The following is a 20,363-nucleotide window of genomic DNA, read 5'->3' on the forward strand; positions in this document are numbered from 1 at the left end:
GCCCGAATCAGTATTTCGCCCCTACAGTTCGTGGTTGTCATCCTCTCGTCGCTCGGAAGCCCCTATGTCCAATGCCTATAAACGCGTCCTCCTCAAACTCTCCGGCGAAGCGCTGATGGGCGACGATGCCTTCGGCATCAATCGCGCGACGATCGAACGGATGGTGGCGGATATCGCCGAAGTCGTGGGTCTCGGTACGCAACTCGCGGTCGTGATCGGCGGCGGTAACATTTTCCGCGGTGTCGCGGGCGGTGCGGCCGGCATGGACCGCGCGACGGCCGACTACATGGGGATGTTGGCGACGATGATGAACGCGCTGGCGCTGCAGGACGCGATGCGCCACGCCGGCATCGTCGCGCGCGTGCAGTCCGCGCTGCGCATGGATCAGGTGGTCGAGCCGTACATCCGGCCGCGCGCGATCCGCCAGCTCGAGGAAGGCAAGGTCGTGATCTTCGCGGCTGGCACGGGCAACCCGTTCTTCACGACGGACACGGCCGCTGCGCTGCGCGGTTCGGAAGTGGGCGCCGAGGTCGTTTTGAAGGCGACCAAGGTCGATGGCGTATATTCTGCCGATCCGAAGAAGGATCCGTCGGCCACGCGCTACACGACGATCAGCTTCGACGAGGCGATCAGCCGCAATCTGCAGGTGATGGACGCGACGGCCTTCGCGCTGTGCCGCGACCAGAAGCTGCCGATCCGCGTGTTTTCGATCAACAAGCCGGGCGCGCTCAAGCGCATCGTGCTGGGCGAGGACGAAGGTACGCTCGTCCACGTGTAAACTCCCGCGGATGCGGGCAAGCGGCGCGGGTCGCCGGCCGTGGTGCGTGGCGCACCGGGCGCGGCCCGCGTTCATTGAAGGTTGGAAGGTTCGGAGGTTGAAATGAGTGTCGCTGATGTCAAGAAGGGCGTAGAGCAGAAGATGCAGCGCTCGATCGAAGCGTTCAAGAACGATCTGGCGAAGATCCGTACGGGCCGTGCGCATACCGGTCTGCTCGATCACGTGCAGGTCGACTACTACGGTTCGATGGTGCCGATCTCGCAGGTTGCGAACCTGACGCTCGTCGACGCACGCACGATCGGCGTGCAGCCGTGGGAAAAGAACATGGTCGCGAAGGTCGAGAAGGCCATCCGCGAAGCCGATCTGGGCCTGAACCCGGCCACGGCCGGCGACCTGATCCGCGTGCCGATGCCCGCGCTGACGGAAGAGCGCCGCCGCGAGCTGACCAAGGTGGTCAAGAGCGAAGGCGAAACGGCCAAGGTCGCGATCCGCAACCTGCGCCGCGACGCGAACGAAGCGCTCAAGAAGCTCGTGAAGGACAAGGAAATCTCGGAAGACGACGAGCGCCGTGCGAGCGACGACGTGCAGAAGCTGACCGACAAGCACGTCGCCGAAGTCGACAAGCTCGTGCAGAGCAAGGAAGCCGAGATCATGACGGTCTGACGACCGTCCTCGCGCGCCGCCTTCTTCCCGCAACTGTCTCAACGGCCATGACCTATACCAGCTCTACCGTTCGCGTGCCTGACGTCGGCGCCGTGCCGCGTCATATCGCGATCATCATGGACGGCAACGGCCGTTGGGCGACCGAACGCCGCTTGCCGCGCGTCGCGGGGCACACCCGCGGCGTCGACGCCGTGCGGTCGGTGGTCGAAGGCTGCGCGCGCGCCGGCGTCGAATACCTGACGCTGTTCGCGTTCAGTTCGGAGAACTGGCGCCGGCCGAACGACGAAGTGTCGTTCCTGATGCGGCTGTTCATCACCGCGCTCGAGCGCGAGATCGGCAAGCTGCATGCGAACGGGATCCGCCTGCGCGTCGTGGGCGATCTCGAGCGTTTCGAGCCGCGCATCCGCGAACTGATCCGCCGCGCCGAAACCAAGACGGCGCGCAACACCCGCCTGACCCTGACGATCGCCGCGAACTACGGCGGCCGCTGGGACATCCTGCAGGCGACGAAGAAACTCGTCGAGCAGGCCGTGCGCGAGGGCCGCGAGGTCGAGGTGACCGAAGACGCGTTCGCGCCGCACCTGGCGATGGCCTATGCGCCGGAGCCCGATCTCTTCATCCGCACCGGCGGCGAGCAGCGCGTCAGCAATTTCCTGCTGTGGCAGCTCGCGTACGCCGAATTCTATTTCACCGACAAATACTGGCCGGATTTCGACGGCGCGGCGCTGGCCGACGCGATCGCGTCGTATACCGAGCGCGAGCGCCGTTTCGGGCGCACCAGCGCGCAGCTCGAACCGCAATCGCAGAACGCCGATTCCCTTTCATGCTGAAGACCCGTGTGATCACGGCGGTCGTGATGCTGGCCGTGTTGCTGCCGGTGACGCTGTTCGCGCCGCTCGCGGCCTTCGGCGCGCTGATCGGCGTCGTGCTCGTGTTCGCCGCGTGGGAATGGGCGCGCCTGCTGAAGCTCGGCGCGGTCGGTTCGGTCGTTTATGCGATCGTCGCCGCGCTGGCGCTCGCGGCGACCGCGCCGCTCGGCGTCGAGGCCGCTTCGTCCCGTCCCCTTTTCATGGCGGCCGGCGTGTTCTGGCTGCTGGTCGGCCCGTTCTCGCTGCGGCGCAAGCCGGAACTCGCGGGCGGCGTGTGGCGGCCGTTCCTGCTCGCGGCCGGGCTCGTGGTGTTCGCGGCCTGCTGGCACGCGGTCGTCGCGGCGCGTGCGCAGGGCGTTCCGTTCGTGCTCTCGCTGCTGCTGGTCGTGTGGCTGGCCGATATTGGTGCATATTTCGCGGGCAAGGCCTTCGGAAAGCGTAAACTGGCCGTTACGATCAGTCCCGGGAAGAGCTGGGAAGGCGCGATCGGCGGCTGGCTCGCCGTGATGGTCGTCGCGGGAGCCGCGATGGCCGCGCACTGGTTCGAGCCGACCCTGTTTTCCGCATTCGCGACGCGCTACGGGATGCCCGGCGCGTGGGCCGCGCTGACGCTGCTGGTTGCGTACAGCGTGATCGGCGACCTGTTCGAGTCGCTGCTCAAGCGTCAGGCGGGCGTGAAGGATTCGAGCGGTCTGCTGCCCGGTCACGGCGGCGTGCTCGACCGCGTCGACGCGCTGCTGCCGGTGCTGCCGCTCGCAATGCTGCTGCTTGGTTAAACCACTATTTCTGTTATGCAAAAACGTCTGACACTGCTCGGTTCCACGGGCTCGATCGGAGACAGCACGCTCGACGTGGTCGCCCGCCATCCCGAGCGTTTCTCGGTCTATGCGTTGACCGCGCACCGCAATGGCGACAAGCTCGTCGAGCAGTGCCTGCGCTTCGCACCCGAAGTCGCGGTGGTCGGCGATGCGAACACGGCAGCGCACGTCGAGACGAAGCTGCGCGCGGCGGGCAACAAGACCACGGTGCTGTACGGGCCGCAGGCGCTCGTCGACGTGTCGAACAGCGACGGCTGCGACACGGTCGTCGCGGCGATCGTCGGCGCGGCCGGCCTCGCGCCGAGCCTGGCGGCCGCGCGCGCCGGCAAGCGCATCCTGCTCGCGAACAAGGAATCGCTCGTGATGTCGGGCGCGATCTTCATGGACGCCGTGCGCGACCATGGCGCGATCCTGCTGCCGGTCGACAGCGAACACAACGCGATCTTCCAGTGCATGCCGCGCGACGCGAACGAGCACGGCGGGATCTCGAAGATCATCCTGACCGCGTCGGGCGGCCCGTTCCGCACGCGCGAGCCGGCCACGCTCGTCGACGTGACGCCGGACGAGGCCTGCAAGCATCCGAACTGGGTGATGGGCCGCAAGATTTCCGTCGATTCCGCGACGATGATGAACAAGGGCCTCGAAGTGATCGAGGCGCACTGGATCTTCGGCCTGCCGGGCGACCGGATCGACGTGCTGATCCACCCGCAGAGCGTGATCCATTCGCTCGTGTCGTACCGCGACGGCTCGGTGCTCGCGCAGCTCGGCAACCCCGACATGCGTACGCCGATCGCGCACGCGCTGGCGTTCCCGGAGCGCGTCGACGCCGGTGTCGAGCAGCTCGACCTCGCGCAGATCGCCCAGCTGTCGTTCGAGAAGCCCGACTACACGCGCTTCCCGTGCCTCGCGCTCGCGCTGAAGGCGCTCGAGGAGGGCGGCATCGCGAGCGCCGCGTTGAACGCGGCGAACGAAATCGCGGTCGAAGCGTTTCTCGAGCGCCGGATCGGCTTCATGGCGATCGCGGCGACGGTCGACGCGGTGCTCAACGCACTGCCCAACCGCAACCCGAACGGGCTCGACGACGTCCTTGCGGCAGATGCCGAGGCACGCCGCCTCGCTGCCGAGATCATTGCGAAAGCGCCTGCGCCACGCGTGGAGCGCACTGTCTGAATGAGGTGCTCATGAACGTGCTGGTCGAACTGATCGCGTTTGCGGTGGCGATCGGGGTGCTGGTCGTCGTGCATGAGTACGGACATTATCGCGTCGCGCGCTGGTGCGGCGTGAAGGTGCTGCGTTTCTCGATCGGCTTCGGCCAGCCCGTCGCGCGCTGGGTCAGCCGCAAGACGGGCACCGAATGGACGCTCTCCGCGCTGCCGCTCGGCGGCTACGTGAAGATGCTCGACGAGCGCGAGCCGGGGGCGGGCGTCAAACCCGAGGAGCTCGGCCAGGCGTTCAACCGGCAATCGGTGTTCAAGCGCATCGCGATCGTCGCCGCCGGCCCGATCGCGAACTTCCTGTTGGCAATCGTCCTGTTTTCCGCTGTATTCGCAACCGGCGTGACCGAGCCGGCCGCGGTGCTCGCGCCGCCGGCCGCCGGCACGGCGGCCGCCCGCGCGGGCTTCGACGGCAGCGAGACGATCGTATCGATCCGCGACGTGCGCGTAGGCGACGCGCAGAGCGGCGACGCCGTGCCGGTGCGCTCGTGGTCGGACCTGCGCTGGAAGCTGCTGGCGGCCGCGTTCGATCATCGCGAGGTCGTGCTCGGCGCGCGCGACGGCGGCGCGGCGACGTTCGACTTCCGCGTCGACCTGCGCAATGTTCCCGAAAGCGCGCTCGACGACGATTTCATGCTGCACCTGGGCTTCGAGACCGGCGGCGGCGCGCTGTCGGTGGCGTCGGTGCAGCCCGGCAGCGCGGCCGAGCAGGCGGGCCTGAAGGCCGGCGACAAGCTGCTCGCGCTCGACGGCAAGCCCATCGGCGGCGCCACGCGCTTCATCGACGCGGTGAAGCACCATGCGGGCCAGGCGGTCGAACTGCAGATCGAGCGCGGCGGTGCCTCCCGGACGGTGTCGATCGTGCCGCAGGCGCAGCGCGACGACGAAACGGGGCAGCAGGTCGGCCGCATCGGCGCGGCGCTGTCGATGCACACGCCGTCGGTCGACGTCCGCTACGGGCCGATCGAGAGTCTGCGCCTCGGCGCGCACCGCACGTGGGACATCGCCGTTTACTCGCTGAGGATGTTCGGGCGGATGATCACGGGCGATGCTTCGCTGAAGAACCTGTCCGGCCCGGTGACGATTGCGGACTACGCGGGCAAGAGCGCGCGGCTCGGTCCGTCGGCCTTCCTGTCGTTCCTCGCCCTTGTCAGCATTAGCCTCGGGGTGCTGAACTTGCTGCCGATTCCCGTTTTGGACGGGGGGCATCTGTTATATTATCTGGTTGAAGCCGCGACCGGGAAAGCCGTATCGGAGCGCTGGCAGCTGATTCTGCAAAGAGCCGGGTTGATCTGCATCGTCGCGTTGTCGGCGATCGCGCTGTTCAACGACCTGGCTCGGTTAATCCATTTCTGAAGCGTCAGGCGGCGGCCAGTCGGCCGCCGCCTGATTTGATGCAGCTAAATATTGGGGATGCACGTTGTTCAAACCTCATCGCTTTGTACCTAAGACAGTTGCAGCGGCCGCGCTCGCCGCGCACGGCCTCGCGGCGCATGCAGCGGCACCGTTCGTGGTGCAAGACATCAAGATCGAGGGGTTGCAGCGCGTCGAAGCCGGTTCGGTGTTCGCCTACCTGCCGATCAAGCAGGGCGATACCTTCACCGACGACAAGGCATCCGAAGCAATCCGCGCGCTGTACGCGACGGGCTTCTTCAACGACGTGCGCATCGCCACCCAGGGCAACGTCGTGATCGTGCAGGTGCAGGAGCGTCCGGCCATCGCGTCGATCGACTTCACCGGCACGAAGGAATTCGACAAGGACAACCTGACGAAGGCGCTGCGCGCGGTGGGTCTGGCCGATGGCCGCTACTACGACAAGGCGCTGGTCGACAAGGCGGAGCAGGAGCTCAAGCGTCAGTACCTGACGCGCGGCTTCTATGCGGCCGAGGTCAAGACGACGATCACGCCGGTCGACGCGAACCGCGTGTCGATCCTGTTCGCGGTCGCCGAAGGCCCGAGCGCGAAGATCCGCCAGATCAACTTCATCGGCAACAAGGCGTTCAGCACCAGCACGCTGCGCGACGAAATGCAGCTGTCGACGCCGAACTGGTTCTCCTGGTACACGAAGAACGACCTGTACTCGAAGGAAAAGCTCACGGGCGACCTCGAGGCCGTGCGCTCGTACTACCTGAACCGCGGCTACCTCGAGTTCAACATCGAATCGACCCAGGTGTCGATCTCGCCCGACAAGAAGGACATGTACCTGACGGTCACGCTGCACGAAGGCGAGCCGTATACGGTGTCGGGCATCAAGCTGTCGGGCAACCTGCTCGATCGCGAAGCCGAACTGAACAAGCTGATCAAGATCAAGCCGGGCGATCGCTTCTCGGCCGAAAAGCTGCAGCAAACGACGAAGTCGATCGTCGACAAGCTCGGTGAATACGGCTACGCATTCGCGACCGTCAACGCGCAGCCGGACATCGACCAGGCGAACCACAAGGTGAACCTGAACCTCGTCGTCGATCCGAGCCGCCGCGTGTACGTGCGCCGCATCAACGTGGTCGGCAACACGCGCACGCGCGACGAAGTCGTGCGCCGCGAAATGCGCCAGCTCGAAAGCTCGTGGTTCGATTCGAACCGCCTCGCGCTGTCGAAGGACCGCGTGAACCGTCTCGGCTATTTCACCAACGTCGACGTGACGACGGTGCCGGTCGAAGGCACGAACGACCAGGTCGACGTGAACGTGAAGGTCGACGAAAAGCCGACCGGCGCGATCACGCTGGGCGCGGGCTTCTCGTCGACGGACAAGGTGGTGCTGTCGGCCGGCGTGTCGCAGGACAACGTGTTCGGCTCGGGCACGAGCCTGTCGGTGAACGTCAACACCGCGAAGAGCTACCGCACGCTGACCGTCACGCAGGTCGACCCGTACTTCACGGTCGACGGCATCAAGCGGATCACCGACGTCTACTACCGCACGTACCAGCCGCTTTACTACTCGACGAGCTCGAGCTTCCGGATCATCAGCGCGGGCGGCAACCTGAAGTTCGGCATTCCGTTCTCGGAAGTCGACACCGTCTACTTCGGCGCGGGCTTCGAGCAGAACCGTCTCGACGTCGACTCGAACACGCCGCAGAGCTACCAGGATTACGTGAACGAGTTCGGCCGCGTGTCGAACACGGTGCCGCTGACGGTGGCATGGTCGCGCGACGCGCGTGACAGCGCGCTGATCCCGAGCCGCGGCTACTTCACGCAGGCGAACGTCGAATACGGCGTGCCGGTCGGCAAGATCCAGTACTACAAGGCCGACCTGCAGGCGCAGTACTACTATTCGTTCTCGCGCGGCTTCATCCTGGGCCTGAACCTGCAAGGCGGCTACGGTAACGGCATCGGCAACCCGTACCCGATCTTCAAGAACTACTACGCGGGCGGTATCGGCTCCGTGCGTGGCTACGAGCCGAGCTCGCTGGGCCCGCGCGACACGAAGACGAACGACCCGATCGGCGGTTCGAAGATGGTGGTCGGCAACATCGAGCTGACGTTCCCGCTGCCGGGCACCGGCTACGACCGCACGCTGCGCGTGTTCACGTTCCTCGACGGCGGTAACGTGTGGGGCAACGCGCCGGGCGGCACGAGTACCGGCGCGAACGGCCTGCGTTACGGCTACGGTGTGGGTCTCGCGTGGATCTCGCCGATCGGCCCGCTGAAGCTGAGCCTCGGCTTCCCGCTGCAGAAGCACGAAGGCGACCAGTACCAGAAATTCCAGTTCCAGATCGGGACGGCGTTCTGATCGAACGCATGACAACAGTAACGAGAGGGTAATTTTGCTAACCGGTAAGTTTTCGAAACGAGTGATGTGTGCGCTGACCGTTGCGCTGGCCTTGGGCGCGGCGACGGCGCATGCTCAGGACGTCGCCCGCATCGCGGCGGTCAATTCGGATCGGATCCTGCGCGAGTCGGCGCCCGCCAAGGCGGCGCAGACGAAGCTCGAAGCCGAGTTCGCGAAGCGCGACAAGGATCTGCAGGACCTCGCGGCGCGCCTGAAGTCGATGTCCGATTCGCTGGACAAGAACGGTGCGTCGCTGTCGGCGGCCGATCGCGCGCAGAAGCAGCGCGATCTCGCGCAGCTCGACACCGACTTCCAGCGCAAGCAGCGCGAGTTTCGCGAAGACCTGAACCAGCGCCGCAACGAGGAGCTCGCGGCCGTGCTGGAGCGTGCGAACAAGGTCATCAAGCAGATCGCCGAGCAGCAGAATTACGACCTGATCGTGCAGGAAGCCGTGTACGTCAGCCCGCGCATCGACATCACCGACAAGGTGCTCAAGGCGCTCGCGTCCGGCTCGACGAACTGAACGGAGCAGACGACGAATGGCATTGACGCTTGAGGCACTCGTAACGCGGTTCGGCGGCGAGATCGCCGGCGACGCCCGGTGCAAGGTGGGCGGCCTCGCGCCGCTCGACCAGGCAGGCCCTCAGCAACTCGCGTTTCTCGCGAACCCGAAGTACCTGTCGCAGGTCGAGACGACCCGCGCCGGCGCGGTGCTGATCGCGCCGAAGGATCTCGAAAAGCTGGGCGCGGCCGCGAGCGGCCGCAACTTCATCGTGACGCCGAATCCGTACGCGTACTTCGCGCGCGTCGCGCAGATGTTCATCGATCTCGCCACGCCGCCGCGCGCGGCCGGCGTGCATCCGAGCGCGACGATCGATCCGGCCGCGCAGGTCGCCGCGACCGCGGTGATCGGCCCGCACGTGACGGTCGAGGCCGGCGCGGTGATCGAAGACGACGTGCAACTCGACGCGAACGTGTTCGTCGGCCGCGGCACGACGATCGGCGCCGGCTCGCACCTGTATCCGAACGCGTCGGTGTACCACGGCTGCAAGATCGGCCCGCGCGCGATCATCCACGCGGGTGCCGTGATCGGTTCCGACGGCTTCGGTTTCGCGCCGGATTTCGTCGGCGACGGCGACGCGCGCACCGGCAGCTGGGTCAAGATCCCGCAGGTCGGCGGCGTGTCGATCGGCCCGGACGTCGAGATCGGCGCGAACACGACGATCGACCGCGGCGCGATGGCGGACACCGTCATCGAAGAATGCGTGAAGATCGACAACCAGGTGCAGATCGCCCACAACTGCCGGATCGGCGCCTACACGGTGATCGCCGGCAAGGCGGGCATCGCGGGCAGCACGACGATCGGCCGCCACTGCATGATCGGCGGCGCGGCGGGGATCGCCGGCCACGTGACGCTCGGCGACTATGTCATCATCACGGCGAATTCGGGCGTGTCGAAGTCGCTGCCGAAGGCCGGCATCTACACGAGCGCGTTCCCGGCCGTCGACCACGGCGAATGGAACCGGAGCGCCGCGCTCGTGCGCAACCTCGACAAGCTGCGCGACCGCATCAAGGCGCTCGAAACCGCGCTGGCCGCCCAGGGCGGCACGCACGCCTGACCGACACCATGCGAGACCACGAACCGGGCACGGCCAGCGCATCCGGCCCGGTTTGCCAGACTGGGCCGCACGGCGGCCCGCTTCAGCCTTTGCATCACCACCGCGCAGCCTCTGCGTGAGACGAACCATCATGAGCACTGAAAAAATCAATCTCGACATCCACAAGATCCTCACGCTGCTGCCGCATCGCTATCCGATTCTGCTCGTCGATCGCGTGCTCGAACTCGAGCCGCACAAGGGGATCAAAGCGCTGAAGAACGTGTCGATCAACGAGCCGTTCTTCCAGGGGCACTTCCCGAAGCGGCCGGTGATGCCGGGAGTGCTGATCCTCGAGGCGCTCGCTCAGGCGGCCGCGCTGCTGACGTTCTCGGAAGAGCAGCCGAAGGATCCGGAAAACACGCTGTACTACTTCGTCGGGATCGACGGCGCGCGCTTCAAGCGCGTGGTCGAACCGGGCGACCAGCTGATTCTGAACGTGACGTTCGAACGTTACATCCGCGGCATCTGGAAGTTCAAGGCAGTGGCGGAAGTGGACGGCAAGGTGGCGGCGGAAGCCGAACTGATGTGCACGGTCAAGACGGCCGACGCGGCGCCCTGAGCGACGCGGCACGCATGGGTAACGTAACGCGGGCAACGCGACACATCACATCGAGAGGCAACGGCGCATGACCAGGATTCATCCTACCGCGATCGTCGAACCGGGCGCACAGATCGACGAGTCCGTCGAGATCGGGCCGTACGCGATCGTCGGGCCGCACGTCACGATCGGCGCGCGCACGACGATCGGCTCGCACAGCGTGATCGAAGGTCACACGACGCTCGGCGAGGACAACCGCATCGGCCATTACGCGTCGGTGGGCGGCCGTCCGCAGGACATGAAGTACAAGGACGAGCCGACGAAGCTCGTGATCGGCAACCGCAACACGATCCGCGAATTCACGACGATCCACACCGGCACCGTGCAGGACGTCGGCGTGACGACGCTCGGCGACGACAACTGGATCATGGCCTATGTGCACATCGGCCATGACTGCCGCGTCGGCAACAACGTGATCCTGTCGAGCAACGCGCAGATGGCCGGTCACGTCGAGATCGGCGACTTTGCGATCGTCGGCGGGATGTCCGGTGTGCACCAGTTCGTGCGCATCGGCGCGCACTCGATGCTGGGCGGCGCCTCGGCGCTCGTGCAGGACGTGCCGCCGTTCGTGATCGCGGCCGGCAACAAGGCCGAGCCGCACGGCATCAACGTCGAAGGCCTGCGCCGGCGCGGTTTCTCGCCCGACGCGATCTCGGCGCTGCGCAGCGCGTACCGCCTGCTGTACAAGAACGGCCTGTCGCTCGAGGAAGCGAAGGTGCAGTTGCGCGAGCTGGCGGCCGCGGGCGGCGAAGGCGACGCAGCGGTCACCGCGCTCGTCGAGTTCATCGACGCGTCCCAACGCGGCATCATCCGCTAAGCGATGTCGCTCCCGACCAATCAGCTCCGGCTCGCGATGGTGGCCGGCGAGCCGTCGGGCGACCTGCTCGCGGCGTCGCTGCTCGGCGGGCTTCAGGCGCGGCTGCCCGCATCGACCCGCTACTACGGGATCGGCGGGCAGCGGATGCTCGCGCACGGCTTCGACTCGCACTGGCAGATGGACAAGCTGACGGTGCGCGGCTACGTCGAGGCGCTGGGCCAGATTCCCGAGATCCTGCGGATTCGCGGCGAGCTGAAGCGCCAGCTGCTCGCGGAGCGGCCCGACGCCTTCATCGGCGTCGACGCGCCCGATTTCAACTTCAGCGTGGAGCAGGCCGCGCGCGACGCGGGCATCCCGTCGATCCACTTCGTGTGCCCGTCGATCTGGGCGTGGCGCGGCGGCCGGATCAAGAAGATCGCGAAGTCCGTCGACCACATGCTGTGCCTGTTCCCGTTCGAACCGGCGATCCTCGACAAGGCAGGCGTCGCGTCGACGTATGTCGGCCACCCGCTGGCCGACGAGATTCCGCTCGAGCCCGACACGCACGGCGCGCGCATCGCGCTCGGCCTGCCGGCCGAGGGCCCCGTGATCGCGGTGCTGCCGGGCAGCCGGCGCTCGGAGATCGGGCTGATCGGCCCGACGTTCTTCGCCGCGATGGCGCTGATGCAGCAGCGCGAGCCCGGCGTGCGGTTCGTGATGCCGGCGGCGACGCCCGCGCTGCGCGAACTGCTGCAGCCGCTCGTCGACGCCCATCCGCAACTCGCGCTGACGATCACCGACGGCCGCTCGCAGGTTGCGATGACGGCCGCCGACGCGATCCTCGTGAAGAGCGGCACCGTCACGCTGGAAGCCGCGCTGCTGAAAAAGCCGATGGTGATCTCGTACAAGGTGCCCTGGCTGACCGGACAGATCATGCGCCGGCAGGGCTATCTGCCGTACGTCGGCTTGCCGAACATCCTGGCGGGGCGCTTCGTCGTGCCCGAGCTGCTGCAGCATTTCGCGACGCCCGAGGCGCTCGCCGATGCGACGCTCACGCAGCTGCGCGACGACGCGAACCGCCGCACGCTGACCGAAGTGTTTACCGAAATGCATCTCTCGCTGCGGCAGAACACGGCCGCGAAGGCGGCCGAAGCGGTCGTGCGCGTACTCGAGCAACGCAAGGGGCGCGCATGACGGCAGCTCGTGCACCACGCCGCCGCGCGTCGACCGACGTGCAGGGCGGCTTCGACTTCAGCCGGCCCGACGAGATCGTCTGCGGCGTCGACGAAGCGGGCCGCGGCCCGCTCGCGGGGCCGGTGGTCGCCGCCGCGGTGATCCTCGATCCCGCGCAGCCGATCGACGGGCTCGACGATTCGAAGGCGCTGTCCGCGAAAAAGCGCGACGCGCTGTACGACCTGATCGTCGCGCGCTCGCGTGCGTATTGCGTCGCGTCGGCCAGCGTCGACGAGATCGACACGCTCAACATCCTGCACGCGACGATGCTCGCGATGAAGCGGGCCGTCGAAGGCCTGTCGGTGCTGCCGACGCTCGCGCAGATCGACGGCAACCGCTGCCCGACGCTGATGGTGCGTGCCGAGGCGATCGTCAGCGGAGACGCGCTCGTGCCGAGCATCTCGGCCGCGTCGATCCTCGCGAAGGTCGCGCGTGACCGCATGCTCGTCGAGCTGCACGAACGCTTCCCGGTGTACGGGTTCAACGTGCATGCGGGCTACGGCACCGAGAAACATCTCGCCGCGCTGCGCGAGCACGGCCCGTGCGAAGCGCATCGGCGCTCGTTCGCACCCGTGCGCGCGGCACTCGACCTGATTCGATGAAAAGCATTACTTCCCGCGACAACCCGCTGTACAAGCGCCTGAAGGCGCTTGCGGGTTCGACGTCCCAGCAGCGCCGCGGCGGCCAGGCGCTGCTCGAAGGTTTTCACCTCGCCAGCGCGTATCTCGATACGGGCGCGATACCCGAGCTGTGCGTCGCCACCGAAGGCGCGCTCGCGCACGACGAAGCGCAGGCGATCATCGCGCGCGTCGACGTGCAGCGGGTCGTCACGCTGCCCGATGCGCTGTTCGGACAACTGTCGAACGTGGTGAGCGGCGTCGGTTTCCTGCTGCTCGTCGATCGTCCCGCGCAGCCGCTGCCGGAGCGTGTCACGCACACGTCGGTCGTGCTCGACGGCGTGCAGGACGCCGGCAACGTCGGCTCGATCCTGCGCAGCGCGGCCGCGGCCGGTGTGCGGCACGTGTTCTGCGCGCCGGGCACCGCCTATGCGTGGTCGTCGAAGGTGCTGCGCTCGGGAATGGGCGCGCACTTCCTGCTGTCGATCCACGAGGATGTCGAGGCCGGCGCGCTCGCCGAACGCCTCGACGTGCCGGTCGCGCTGACCGATTCGCACGGCGCGCAGGCGATCTACGACTGCGACCTGGCCGGTCCCGTCGCATGGGTGTTCGGCAACGAGGGCGCCGGCGTGTCGGCGTTCTGGCGCGACGTGGCCACGCATCGCGTGACGATCCCGCAGCCGGGCGGCATGGAGTCGCTGAATGTGGCGGCTGCGGCGGCGGTGTGCCTGTTCGAGCAGGTGCGGCAGCAGCGTCGCGCATGACTTGATGACGTGACGCGCGGCGTTGGCCGCGCGGTATCCCGCACCACGAAACAAGGCCGCGTTCGACGCGGCCTTGTTGCTTCTGGCGACGGCGGCCCGGCGGCCGCCCGTGCGCCGGTCGTCAGTACGACTGCCGGTCGAGGCGGATTTCCTGCAGGATCGTCGTCGCGATCTCCTCGATCGACTTGTGCGTCGACGACAGCCACTTGATCCCTTCGCGGCGCATCATCGCCTCGGCCTCGTTGATCTCGTAGCGGCAATTCTCGGGCGCCGCGTACTTGCTGCCGGGGCGGCGCTCGTTGCGGATCTCCGACAGGCGCTGCGGATCGATCGACAGCCCGAACAGCTTGTCGCGATGCGGCGACAGCGCCGACGGCAGCTTGCCGCGCTCGAAGTCTTCCGGAATCAGCGGATAGTTGGCGGCCTTCACGCCGTACTGCATCGCGAGATACAGGCTCGTCGGCGTCTTGCCGCTGCGCGACACGCCGACCAGGATCACGTCGGCTTCCGACAGGTTGCGGTTCGACTGGCCGTCGTCGTGCGCGAGCGAGAAGTTGATCGCCTCGATCCGCGTCTTGTATTCCTCGGTGTCGGCGTTCTGGTGGCCGCGGCCCATCGCGTGGCTCGACTTCAGCTCCAGTTCCTGCTCGAGCGGCTCGACGAAGCGCTGGAACATGTCCAGCACGAGCGCGTTCGAGCGCTTGACGATGTCGTTCGACTCGCTGTCGACGAGCGTCGTGAACACGATCGCGCGGCGGCCGTCGTGCACCGCGGCTTCGTTGATCTTCTCGACGGTCGAAAAGGCCTTGTCGAGCGAGTCGACGAACGGCACGCGCACGAGCCGGAATTTCTGGTCGAACTGGGAGAGGATCGAGTGCGCGAAGGTTTCGGCAGTGATCCCGGTGCCGTCGGAGACGATGAAAACGGTAGGCAGCATGAATCTGGGCGTCGAGCGTGAAGGGCGGTTGCGCGGGCGGCTGGAGGTCCGCCTCCAGGCACAGTGACAAGGTCGCGCCACATCCGGCAGCCGGCACGGTAGAATAGCGGCAACCTGTTGGATAAGCAATTGCGGGGGCGGGGTGCGAACGGCACGCCAGACTTGCCGCGAACGTTCCAGAACTCCCGGCAAGTTCGGCGATTCGTCTGAATATATCGCCCTTCTGCCGGGATTTTTGCAAATCGGGTCGGAAGATTTCCGCCTGCGATTGTTTCTCCAACAGGTTGCGCAAGACGCGCCGCGCCTTTTTGCAAGCGCCCGCGTCCGAGCCCACTTGCGCAATCGAGCATTTTTTTCACACTTAGGGGCTTGTATGACTAACGCAGCAAACGTCGCAAAGGACCAGGCGTATGTAATCCCGTTCGAGCAGTTGCGGATGACCGATGTGGAGATCGTGGGCGGCAAGAATGCGTCGCTCGGCGAGATGATCAGCCAGCTTTCCGAAGCAGGCGTTCGCGTACCCACCGGTTTCGCCACGACCGCGCTCGCATTCCGCGATTTCCTCAAGCACAACGATCTGACCGATCGCATCGCCAAGCGTCTCGAGTCGCTCGACATCGACGACGTGAAGGCGCTCGCCGAAGCCGGTGCCGAAATCCGCAAGTGGATCGTCGACGCGCCGCTGCAGGCACGTCTCGAGGAGGAAATCCGCGCACAGTTCGAAATCCTGAAGAACGGCTCGCCGGGCGAGCTGTCGTTCGCCGTGCGTTCGTCCGCGACCGCGGAAGACCTGCCCGACGCCTCGTTCGCCGGCCAGCAGGAGTCGTACCTGAACGTCGTCGGCATCGACGACGTGCTCGACCGCATGAAGCACGTGTTCGCGTCGCTGTACAACGACCGCGCGATCTCGTACCGCGTGCACAAGGGCTTCACGCACGCTGAAGTCGCGCTGTCGGCCGGTGTGCAGCGCATGGTCCGCTCGGACGTCGGCGCGGCCGGCGTGATGTTCACGATCGACACCGAATCGGGCTTCAAGGACGCCGTGTTCATCACGTCGAGCTACGGCCTGGGCGAAACCGTCGTGCAGGGTGCCGTGAACCCGGACGAGTTCTACGTGTTCAAGACGACGCTCGCACAGGACAAGTACCCGATCATCCGCCGCTCGATCGGCTCGAAGCTGATCAAGATGGAATTCACGCAGCCGGGCGAGCCGGGCCGCGTGAAGACGGTCGACGTGCCGCACGAGCAGCGCAACCGCTACTCGATCACCGACGAAGACGTGATCGAGCTCGCGAAGTACGCGGTCATCATCGAGAAGCACTACCAGCGTCCGATGGACATCGAGTGGGGCAAGGACGGCCGCGACGGCAAGATCTTCATCCTGCAGGCGCGTCCGGAAACGGTGAAGAGCCAGGCGAGCGGCAAGGCCGAGCAGCGCTTCAAGCTGAAGGGCCAGTCGCAGGTGCTGGCAACGGGCCGCGCGATCGGCCAGAAGATCGGCGCGGGCCCCGTGCGCGTGATCCAGGACCCGTCGGAAATGGAACGCGTGCAGCCGGGCGACGTGCTGGTGGCGGACATGACCGACCCGAACTGGGAGCCGGTGATGAAGCGTGCGGCGGCGATCGTCACGAACCGTGGCGGCCGCACCTGCCACGCGGCGATCATCGCGCGTGAGCTCGGCGTGCCGGCAGTCGTCGGCTGCGGCGACGCGACCGACGTGCTGAAGGACGGCGCGCTCGTCACGGTGTCGTGCGCGGAAGGCGACGAAGGCAAGATCTACGACGGGCTGCTCGAGACGGAAGTCACGGAAGTGCAGCGCGGCGAACTGCCGGAAATCCCGGTCAAGATCATGATGAACGTCGGCAACCCGCAGCTCGCGTTCGACTTCTCGCAACTGCCGAACGGTGGTGTTGGCCTCGCGCGTCTCGAGTTCATCATCAACAACAACATCGGCGTGCACCCGAAGGCGATCCTCGAGTACCCGAACATCGACCAGGACCTGAAGAAGGCGGTCGAGAGCGTCGCGCGCGGTCACGCGTCGCCGCGCCAGTTCTACGTCGACAAGCTGACGGAAGGCGTCGCGACGATCGCCGCGGCGTTCTATCCGAAGCCCGTGATCGTGCGTCTGTCCGACTTCAAGTCGAACGAGTACAAGAAGCTGATCGGCGGTTCGCGCTACGAGCCGGACGAGGAAAACCCGATGCTGGGCTTCCGCGGCGCGTCGCGTTACATCGCCGAAGACTTCGCGCAGGCGTTCGAGATGGAATGCCGTGCACTGAAGCGCGTGCGCGACGAGATGGGCCTGACCAACGTCGAGATCATGGTGCCGTTCGTGCGTACCGTGAAGCAGGCGGAGCGTGTCGTCGGCCTGCTCGAGAAGTTCGGCCTGAAGCGCGGCGAGAACGGCCTGCGCCTCGTGATGATGTGCGAAGTCCCGACTAACGCGATCCTCGCCGAAGAGTTCCTCGAGCACTTCGACGGTTTCTCGATCGGTTCGAACGACCTCACGCAGCTCACGCTCGGCCTCGACCGTGACTCGGGCATGGAACTGCTGGCCGTCGACTTCGACGAACGCGACCCGGCCGTCAAGTTCCTGCTCAAGCGCGCGATCGATACCTGCCGCAAGATGGGCAAGTACGTCGGTATCTGCGGCCAGGGCCCGTCCGATCACCCGGACTTCGCGCAATGGCTGACCGACGAAGGCATCGTGTCGATCTCGCTGAACCCGGACACGATCATCGATACGTGGCAGGCGCTCGCCAACCGGAAGTAACGGTCGGTAACGCTTATTCGGCGCAAGCGCGGTACGCCGCGCTTGCGTTGAAGGCAAAATGCAAGGTTCGTGTTATAAACACCCCGGTAAGCGCCGGGGTGTTTTTTTTCGTCGGTACGCGCCGCGTTGCGTCATGCGTGTCGACCGCGACCCACGGGCGGGCGCGCAGCGAATATAGTGAGCAGCGGGGACGTTTTTCGGGAGGCCACAATGATGTCGGGGCATCTGTTCTGGTGGGTCGGAGTCGGCGTGCTGGTCGTCGCCGAATTGCTGACCGGCACGTTCTATCTGCTGATGATCGCGCTCGGCTTTCTCGCGGGCGCGCTGCTGCAGCTCGCCGGTTTCGCGCCGCACGTGCAGTTCGGTGCGGCCGCCGTGGTCGCGATCGTCGCGATGATCGTGCTGCGCCGCTCGGGGCTCGGGCGCAAGCAGAAGCGCGACACGTCGACGAATCCGGACGTCAATCTCGATATCGGCGCGACCGTCACGGTCGACGCGTGGCACGACCGCCGCGCGCGTGTGCAGTATCGCGGCGCCGACTGGGACGTCGAACTCGCGGCCGGCGAGCGCGACGATGCACGCGTGTATCAGGTGCGTGCCGTGCGCGGCAACAGTCTCGTCGTCATCGCGAAACCCGCGGGCTGATCGTCCACTGATACAACAAGGAGGGAATATTTCATGGATTCGCTGATCATCTGGGTCGTCCTGCTCGTCATCGCCATCGTGATCGTGTCGAAGACGGTGAAGATCGTGCCGCAGCAGCATGCGTGGGTGCTCGAACGCTTCGGGCGCTATCACGCGACGCTGTCGCCCGGTCTCAATATCGTGCTGCCGTTCGTCGACCGCATCGCCTACCGGCACGTGCTGAAGGAAATTCCGCTCGACGTGCCGAGCCAGGTCTGCATCACGCGCGACAACACGCAGCTGCAGGTCGACGGCGTGCTGTACTTCCAGGTGACCGATCCGATGAAGGCGTCGTACGGGTCGAGCAACTTCGTGCTCGCGATCACGCAGCTCGCGCAGACGACGCTGCGCTCGGTGGTCGGCAAGCTCGAACTCGACAAGACCTTCGAGGAGCGCGACTTCATCAACCACAACATCGTGTCGGCGCTCGACCAGGCCGCCGCGAACTGGGGGGTGAAGGTGCTGCGCTACGAGATCAAGGACCTGACGCCGCCGAAGGAGATCCTCCATGCGATGCAGGCGCAGATCACCGCGGAGCGGGAAAAGCGCGCGCTGATCGCTGCTTCCGAAGGCCGCAAGCAGGAGCAGATCAACCTCGCGTCGGGCGCGCGCGAAGCGGCGATCCAGAAGTCGGAAGGCGAGCGGCAGGCCGCGATCAACCAGGCGCAGGGCGAGGCGGCCGCGATTCTCGCGGTGGCCGAGGCGAACGCGCAGGCGATCCAGAAGATCGCGAACGCGATCCAGTCGCAGGGCGGGATGGATGCCGTGAACCTGAAGGTCGCCGAGCAGTACGTCGGCGCGTTCTCGAACCTCGCGAAACAGGGCAATACGCTGATCGTGCCGGCGAACTTGTCGGATCTCGGCACCGCGATCGCGTCGGCGCTGACGATCGTCAAGAACGCGGCACCGGCGGCGAGCGGGCGGGGCTGAGCGGCACGCGCGGGTTACGCGTGCCGGCGATCGCCGCGAGCGTCGCCGGGTGTGCGCCGCTCGTGTGCCCGGTATGTGCCGGTCATGCGCCCGGCATGCGGCGAATCGTCGCGCGACCTCGGGCGCGATCGCGCCCGCATGTCAGCAGTACAGGCTGCGCAGCGGTTCGTCCCGGAAGGCGAGCGGCGGTCCGGCCGGCGCTCATGCGCTTCGCACCGCACACAGCAACACGGCCCGCTTCGAGCGGGCCGTGTCGTTTGTGAGGCTGGCTTTCCCGAGCGTCAGGTGCCGGCGCGCATGATGCGCGCCTTTTCGCGTTCCCAGTCGCGCTTCTTCTCGGTTTCGCGCTTGTCGTGCAGCTTCTTGCCCTTCGCGAGCGCGATGTCGCATTTCACGCGACCGCCCTTGTAGTGGAAGTTCAGCGGCACGAGCGTGTAGCCACGCTGCTCGACCTTGCCGATCAGTTTCTTGATTTCGTCACGGTGCAGCAGCAGCTTGCGCGTGCGGACCGGATCGGGCTTGATGTGCGTCGAGGCTTCGGGCAGCGGGCTGATGTGGGTGCCGATCAGGAAGATCTCGGCGTTCTTCACCACGACGTAGCCTTCCTTGATCTGGCCGCGCCCGGCGCGCAGCGCCTTGACTTCCCAGCCCTCGAGCACGAGCCCCGCCTCGTAGCGTTCCTCGATGTGATAATCGAAGTGCGCTTTCCTGTTGTCGATGATGCTCATGAAAGGATCGGGCCAACTCGTTTAAAATCACGATTTTAGCAAAGCAGGGCGGGAATCGCCCGGCTTGCGTTCTCACCTCGAGCGATGCCGCGCGATTTATGGCAGATGTCCAGAAAACCGTATTGATCCGTCATTCGGCGGAACAGATGTTCGACCTCGTCACCGACGTGGCCGATTACCCCAATTTCCTGCCCTGGTGCGGTGGCGTCGAGATTCGCCGTCAGGACGACAGCGGGATGGAAGCGCGCATCGACATCAACTTCAAGGGCATCAAGCAGCATTTCGCGACGCGCAACACGCAGCAGCGCCCGACGCGGATCGACATGGAGTTCGCGGACGGCCCGTTCCGGAAGTTCACGGGCTCGTGGCGCTTCATCCCGCTGCGCGCCGATGCATGCAAGATCGAATTCGCGCTGCACTACGAGTTCTCGAGCATCCTGCTCGAGAAGATCATCGGGCCGGTGTTCAGCCATATCGCGAACACGTTCGTCGATTCGTTCGTCAAGCGCGCCGACCAGCGCTACGGGAAGGGGTGAC

At 66.1% G+C, this 20,363-nt stretch carries 20 protein-coding genes; 18 read left to right on the forward strand and 2 right to left on the reverse strand.

Features of this window, described 5'->3' with window-relative positions; all coding sequences use genetic code 11:
• Nucleotides 1-64 precede the first annotated feature (64 nt).
• The 14 genes from pyrH (at nucleotide 65) to DID99_RS07115 (ending at nucleotide 13,774) form a co-directional block, all read left to right on the forward strand.
• Entirely contained in the window at nucleotides 65-778 is a 714-nt protein-coding gene (gene pyrH, locus DID99_RS07050) for a UMP kinase (RefSeq protein ID WP_011885142.1), read from the forward strand.
• 102 nt (nucleotides 779-880) lie between these two features.
• A complete protein-coding gene (frr, locus tag DID99_RS07055; RefSeq protein ID WP_006752152.1) occupies nucleotides 881-1,441 on the forward strand; it encodes a ribosome recycling factor in 561 nt (186 codons plus the stop codon).
• Nucleotides 1,442-1,488: 47 nt separating this feature from the next.
• The gene (gene uppS, locus DID99_RS07060) at nucleotides 1,489-2,271 is read left to right on the forward strand and encodes a polyprenyl diphosphate synthase (RefSeq protein ID WP_044843774.1); all 783 of its coding nucleotides are present in this window, start codon (nucleotides 1,489-1,491) and stop codon (nucleotides 2,269-2,271) included.
• Entirely contained in the window at nucleotides 2,265-3,086 is an 822-nt protein-coding gene (locus tag DID99_RS07065; RefSeq protein ID WP_124666408.1) for a phosphatidate cytidylyltransferase, read from the forward strand. Before uppS ends, DID99_RS07065 begins: the two co-directional genes overlap by 7 nt.
• A 15-nt stretch (nucleotides 3,087-3,101) precedes the next feature.
• Nucleotides 3,102-4,298 carry a 1-deoxy-D-xylulose-5-phosphate reductoisomerase gene (locus tag DID99_RS07070; protein WP_124666409.1) on the forward strand — a complete coding sequence of 399 codons (1,197 nt, stop codon included), beginning with the start codon at nucleotides 3,102-3,104 and terminating at the stop codon, nucleotides 4,296-4,298.
• Between the two features lie 11 nt (nucleotides 4,299-4,309).
• Nucleotides 4,310-5,698 carry an RIP metalloprotease RseP gene (rseP, locus tag DID99_RS07075; protein WP_124666410.1) on the forward strand — a complete coding sequence of 463 codons (1,389 nt, stop codon included), beginning with the start codon at nucleotides 4,310-4,312 and terminating at the stop codon, nucleotides 5,696-5,698.
• A gap of 64 nt (nucleotides 5,699-5,762) precedes the next feature.
• Entirely contained in the window at nucleotides 5,763-8,069 is a 2,307-nt protein-coding gene (gene bamA / locus DID99_RS07080) for an outer membrane protein assembly factor BamA (RefSeq protein ID WP_044843770.1), read from the forward strand.
• A 64-nt stretch (nucleotides 8,070-8,133) separates the two neighbouring features.
• Nucleotides 8,134-8,631, forward strand: coding sequence for an OmpH family outer membrane protein (locus tag DID99_RS07085; protein ID WP_040144479.1), 498 nt, complete (start codon nucleotides 8,134-8,136; stop codon nucleotides 8,629-8,631).
• A gap of 16 nt (nucleotides 8,632-8,647) precedes the next feature.
• Nucleotides 8,648-9,727, forward strand: a complete 1,080-nt coding sequence (gene lpxD / locus DID99_RS07090) for a UDP-3-O-(3-hydroxymyristoyl)glucosamine N-acyltransferase (protein ID WP_124570233.1) — start codon at nucleotides 8,648-8,650, stop codon at nucleotides 9,725-9,727.
• A 130-nt stretch (nucleotides 9,728-9,857) separates the two neighbouring features.
• The gene (fabZ, locus tag DID99_RS07095; protein WP_006402657.1) at nucleotides 9,858-10,325 is read left to right on the forward strand and encodes a 3-hydroxyacyl-ACP dehydratase FabZ; all 468 of its coding nucleotides are present in this window, start codon (nucleotides 9,858-9,860) and stop codon (nucleotides 10,323-10,325) included.
• A 67-nt stretch (nucleotides 10,326-10,392) separates the two neighbouring features.
• Complete coding sequence (gene lpxA, locus DID99_RS07100; RefSeq protein ID WP_044843768.1) at nucleotides 10,393-11,181, forward strand: acyl-ACP--UDP-N-acetylglucosamine O-acyltransferase; 789 nt, start codon at nucleotides 10,393-10,395, stop codon at nucleotides 11,179-11,181.
• Nucleotides 11,182-11,184: 3 nt separating this feature from the next.
• A complete protein-coding gene (gene lpxB, locus DID99_RS07105) occupies nucleotides 11,185-12,354 on the forward strand; it encodes a lipid-A-disaccharide synthase (protein ID WP_124486191.1) in 1,170 nt (389 codons plus the stop codon).
• Nucleotides 12,351-12,995: a ribonuclease HII gene (gene rnhB / locus DID99_RS07110; protein WP_044843766.1), complete on the forward strand. Its 645-nt coding sequence runs from the start codon at nucleotides 12,351-12,353 to the stop codon at nucleotides 12,993-12,995. The genes lpxB and rnhB overlap by 4 nt, the downstream gene beginning before the upstream one ends.
• Entirely contained in the window at nucleotides 12,992-13,774 is a 783-nt protein-coding gene (locus tag DID99_RS07115) for an RNA methyltransferase (RefSeq protein ID WP_124486192.1), read from the forward strand. Before rnhB ends, DID99_RS07115 begins: the two co-directional genes overlap by 4 nt.
• Before the next feature lie 121 nt (nucleotides 13,775-13,895).
• Here the strand turns inward: DID99_RS07115 and DID99_RS07120 are convergent, their stop codons facing one another.
• Complete coding sequence (locus DID99_RS07120; RefSeq protein WP_044843764.1) at nucleotides 13,896-14,711, reverse strand: pyruvate, water dikinase regulatory protein; 816 nt, start codon at nucleotides 14,709-14,711, stop codon at nucleotides 13,896-13,898.
• A gap of 373 nt (nucleotides 14,712-15,084) precedes the next feature.
• On the opposite strand from DID99_RS07120, the gene ppsA reads away from it, so the two are divergent.
• The 3 genes from ppsA to DID99_RS07140 all read left to right on the forward strand — a co-directional run bounded on the left by ppsA (nucleotide 15,085) and on the right by DID99_RS07140 (nucleotide 19,098).
• The gene (ppsA, locus tag DID99_RS07130; protein ID WP_124486193.1) at nucleotides 15,085-17,484 is read left to right on the forward strand and encodes a phosphoenolpyruvate synthase; all 2,400 of its coding nucleotides are present in this window, start codon (nucleotides 15,085-15,087) and stop codon (nucleotides 17,482-17,484) included.
• Between the two features lie 210 nt (nucleotides 17,485-17,694).
• A complete protein-coding gene (locus DID99_RS07135; protein ID WP_044843762.1) occupies nucleotides 17,695-18,129 on the forward strand; it encodes an NfeD family protein in 435 nt (144 codons plus the stop codon).
• A 33-nt stretch (nucleotides 18,130-18,162) separates the two neighbouring features.
• A complete protein-coding gene (locus tag DID99_RS07140) occupies nucleotides 18,163-19,098 on the forward strand; it encodes an SPFH domain-containing protein (RefSeq protein WP_044843761.1) in 936 nt (311 codons plus the stop codon).
• 281 nt (nucleotides 19,099-19,379) lie between these two features.
• Here DID99_RS07140 and smpB read toward each other — a convergent pair whose 3' ends face one another.
• Entirely contained in the window at nucleotides 19,380-19,826 is a 447-nt protein-coding gene (smpB, locus tag DID99_RS07145) for an SsrA-binding protein SmpB (protein WP_050012888.1), read from the reverse strand.
• A 98-nt stretch (nucleotides 19,827-19,924) separates the two neighbouring features.
• Here smpB and DID99_RS07150 point away from each other — a divergent pair, with 98 nt between their 5' ends.
• Nucleotides 19,925-20,362 carry a type II toxin-antitoxin system RatA family toxin gene (locus DID99_RS07150; RefSeq protein WP_044843759.1) on the forward strand — a complete coding sequence of 146 codons (438 nt, stop codon included), beginning with the start codon at nucleotides 19,925-19,927 and terminating at the stop codon, nucleotides 20,360-20,362.
• Nucleotide 20,363 lies beyond the last annotated feature (1 nt).

It is taken from the genome of Burkholderia sp. Bp8986 (assembly GCF_003854225.1).
Lineage (GTDB): Bacteria > Pseudomonadota > Gammaproteobacteria > Burkholderiales > Burkholderiaceae > Burkholderia.

Bases quoted from the DNA above. Each gene is read 5' to 3' on its own strand.
- pyrH (WP_011885142.1), top strand. From the start codon at position 65: ATGTCCAATGCCTATAAACGCGTCCTCCTCAAACTCTCCGGCGAAGCG.
- frr (WP_006752152.1), top strand. From the start codon at position 881: ATGAGTGTCGCTGATGTCAAGAAGGGCGTAGAGCAGAAGATGCAGCGC.
- uppS (WP_044843774.1), top strand. From the start codon at position 1,489: ATGACCTATACCAGCTCTACCGTTCGCGTGCCTGACGTCGGCGCCGTG.
- DID99_RS07065 (WP_124666408.1), top strand. From the start codon at position 2,265: ATGCTGAAGACCCGTGTGATCACGGCGGTCGTGATGCTGGCCGTGTTG.
- DID99_RS07070 (WP_124666409.1), top strand. From the start codon at position 3,102: ATGCAAAAACGTCTGACACTGCTCGGTTCCACGGGCTCGATCGGAGAC.
- rseP (WP_124666410.1), top strand. From the start codon at position 4,310: ATGAACGTGCTGGTCGAACTGATCGCGTTTGCGGTGGCGATCGGGGTG.
- DID99_RS07085 (WP_040144479.1), top strand. From the start codon at position 8,134: ATGTGTGCGCTGACCGTTGCGCTGGCCTTGGGCGCGGCGACGGCGCAT.
- lpxD (WP_124570233.1), top strand. From the start codon at position 8,648: ATGGCATTGACGCTTGAGGCACTCGTAACGCGGTTCGGCGGCGAGATC.
- fabZ (WP_006402657.1), top strand. From the start codon at position 9,858: ATGAGCACTGAAAAAATCAATCTCGACATCCACAAGATCCTCACGCTG.
- lpxA (WP_044843768.1), top strand. From the start codon at position 10,393: ATGACCAGGATTCATCCTACCGCGATCGTCGAACCGGGCGCACAGATC.
- lpxB (WP_124486191.1), top strand. From the start codon at position 11,185: ATGTCGCTCCCGACCAATCAGCTCCGGCTCGCGATGGTGGCCGGCGAG.
- rnhB (WP_044843766.1), top strand. From the start codon at position 12,351: ATGACGGCAGCTCGTGCACCACGCCGCCGCGCGTCGACCGACGTGCAG.
- DID99_RS07115 (WP_124486192.1), top strand. From the start codon at position 12,992: ATGAAAAGCATTACTTCCCGCGACAACCCGCTGTACAAGCGCCTGAAG.
- DID99_RS07120 (WP_044843764.1), bottom strand. From the start codon at position 14,711: ATGCTGCCTACCGTTTTCATCGTCTCCGACGGCACCGGGATCACTGCC.
- ppsA (WP_124486193.1), top strand. From the start codon at position 15,085: ATGACTAACGCAGCAAACGTCGCAAAGGACCAGGCGTATGTAATCCCG.
- DID99_RS07135 (WP_044843762.1), top strand. From the start codon at position 17,695: ATGATGTCGGGGCATCTGTTCTGGTGGGTCGGAGTCGGCGTGCTGGTC.
- DID99_RS07140 (WP_044843761.1), top strand. From the start codon at position 18,163: ATGGATTCGCTGATCATCTGGGTCGTCCTGCTCGTCATCGCCATCGTG.
- smpB (WP_050012888.1), bottom strand. From the start codon at position 19,826: ATGAGCATCATCGACAACAGGAAAGCGCACTTCGATTATCACATCGAG.
- DID99_RS07150 (WP_044843759.1), top strand. From the start codon at position 19,925: ATGGCAGATGTCCAGAAAACCGTATTGATCCGTCATTCGGCGGAACAG.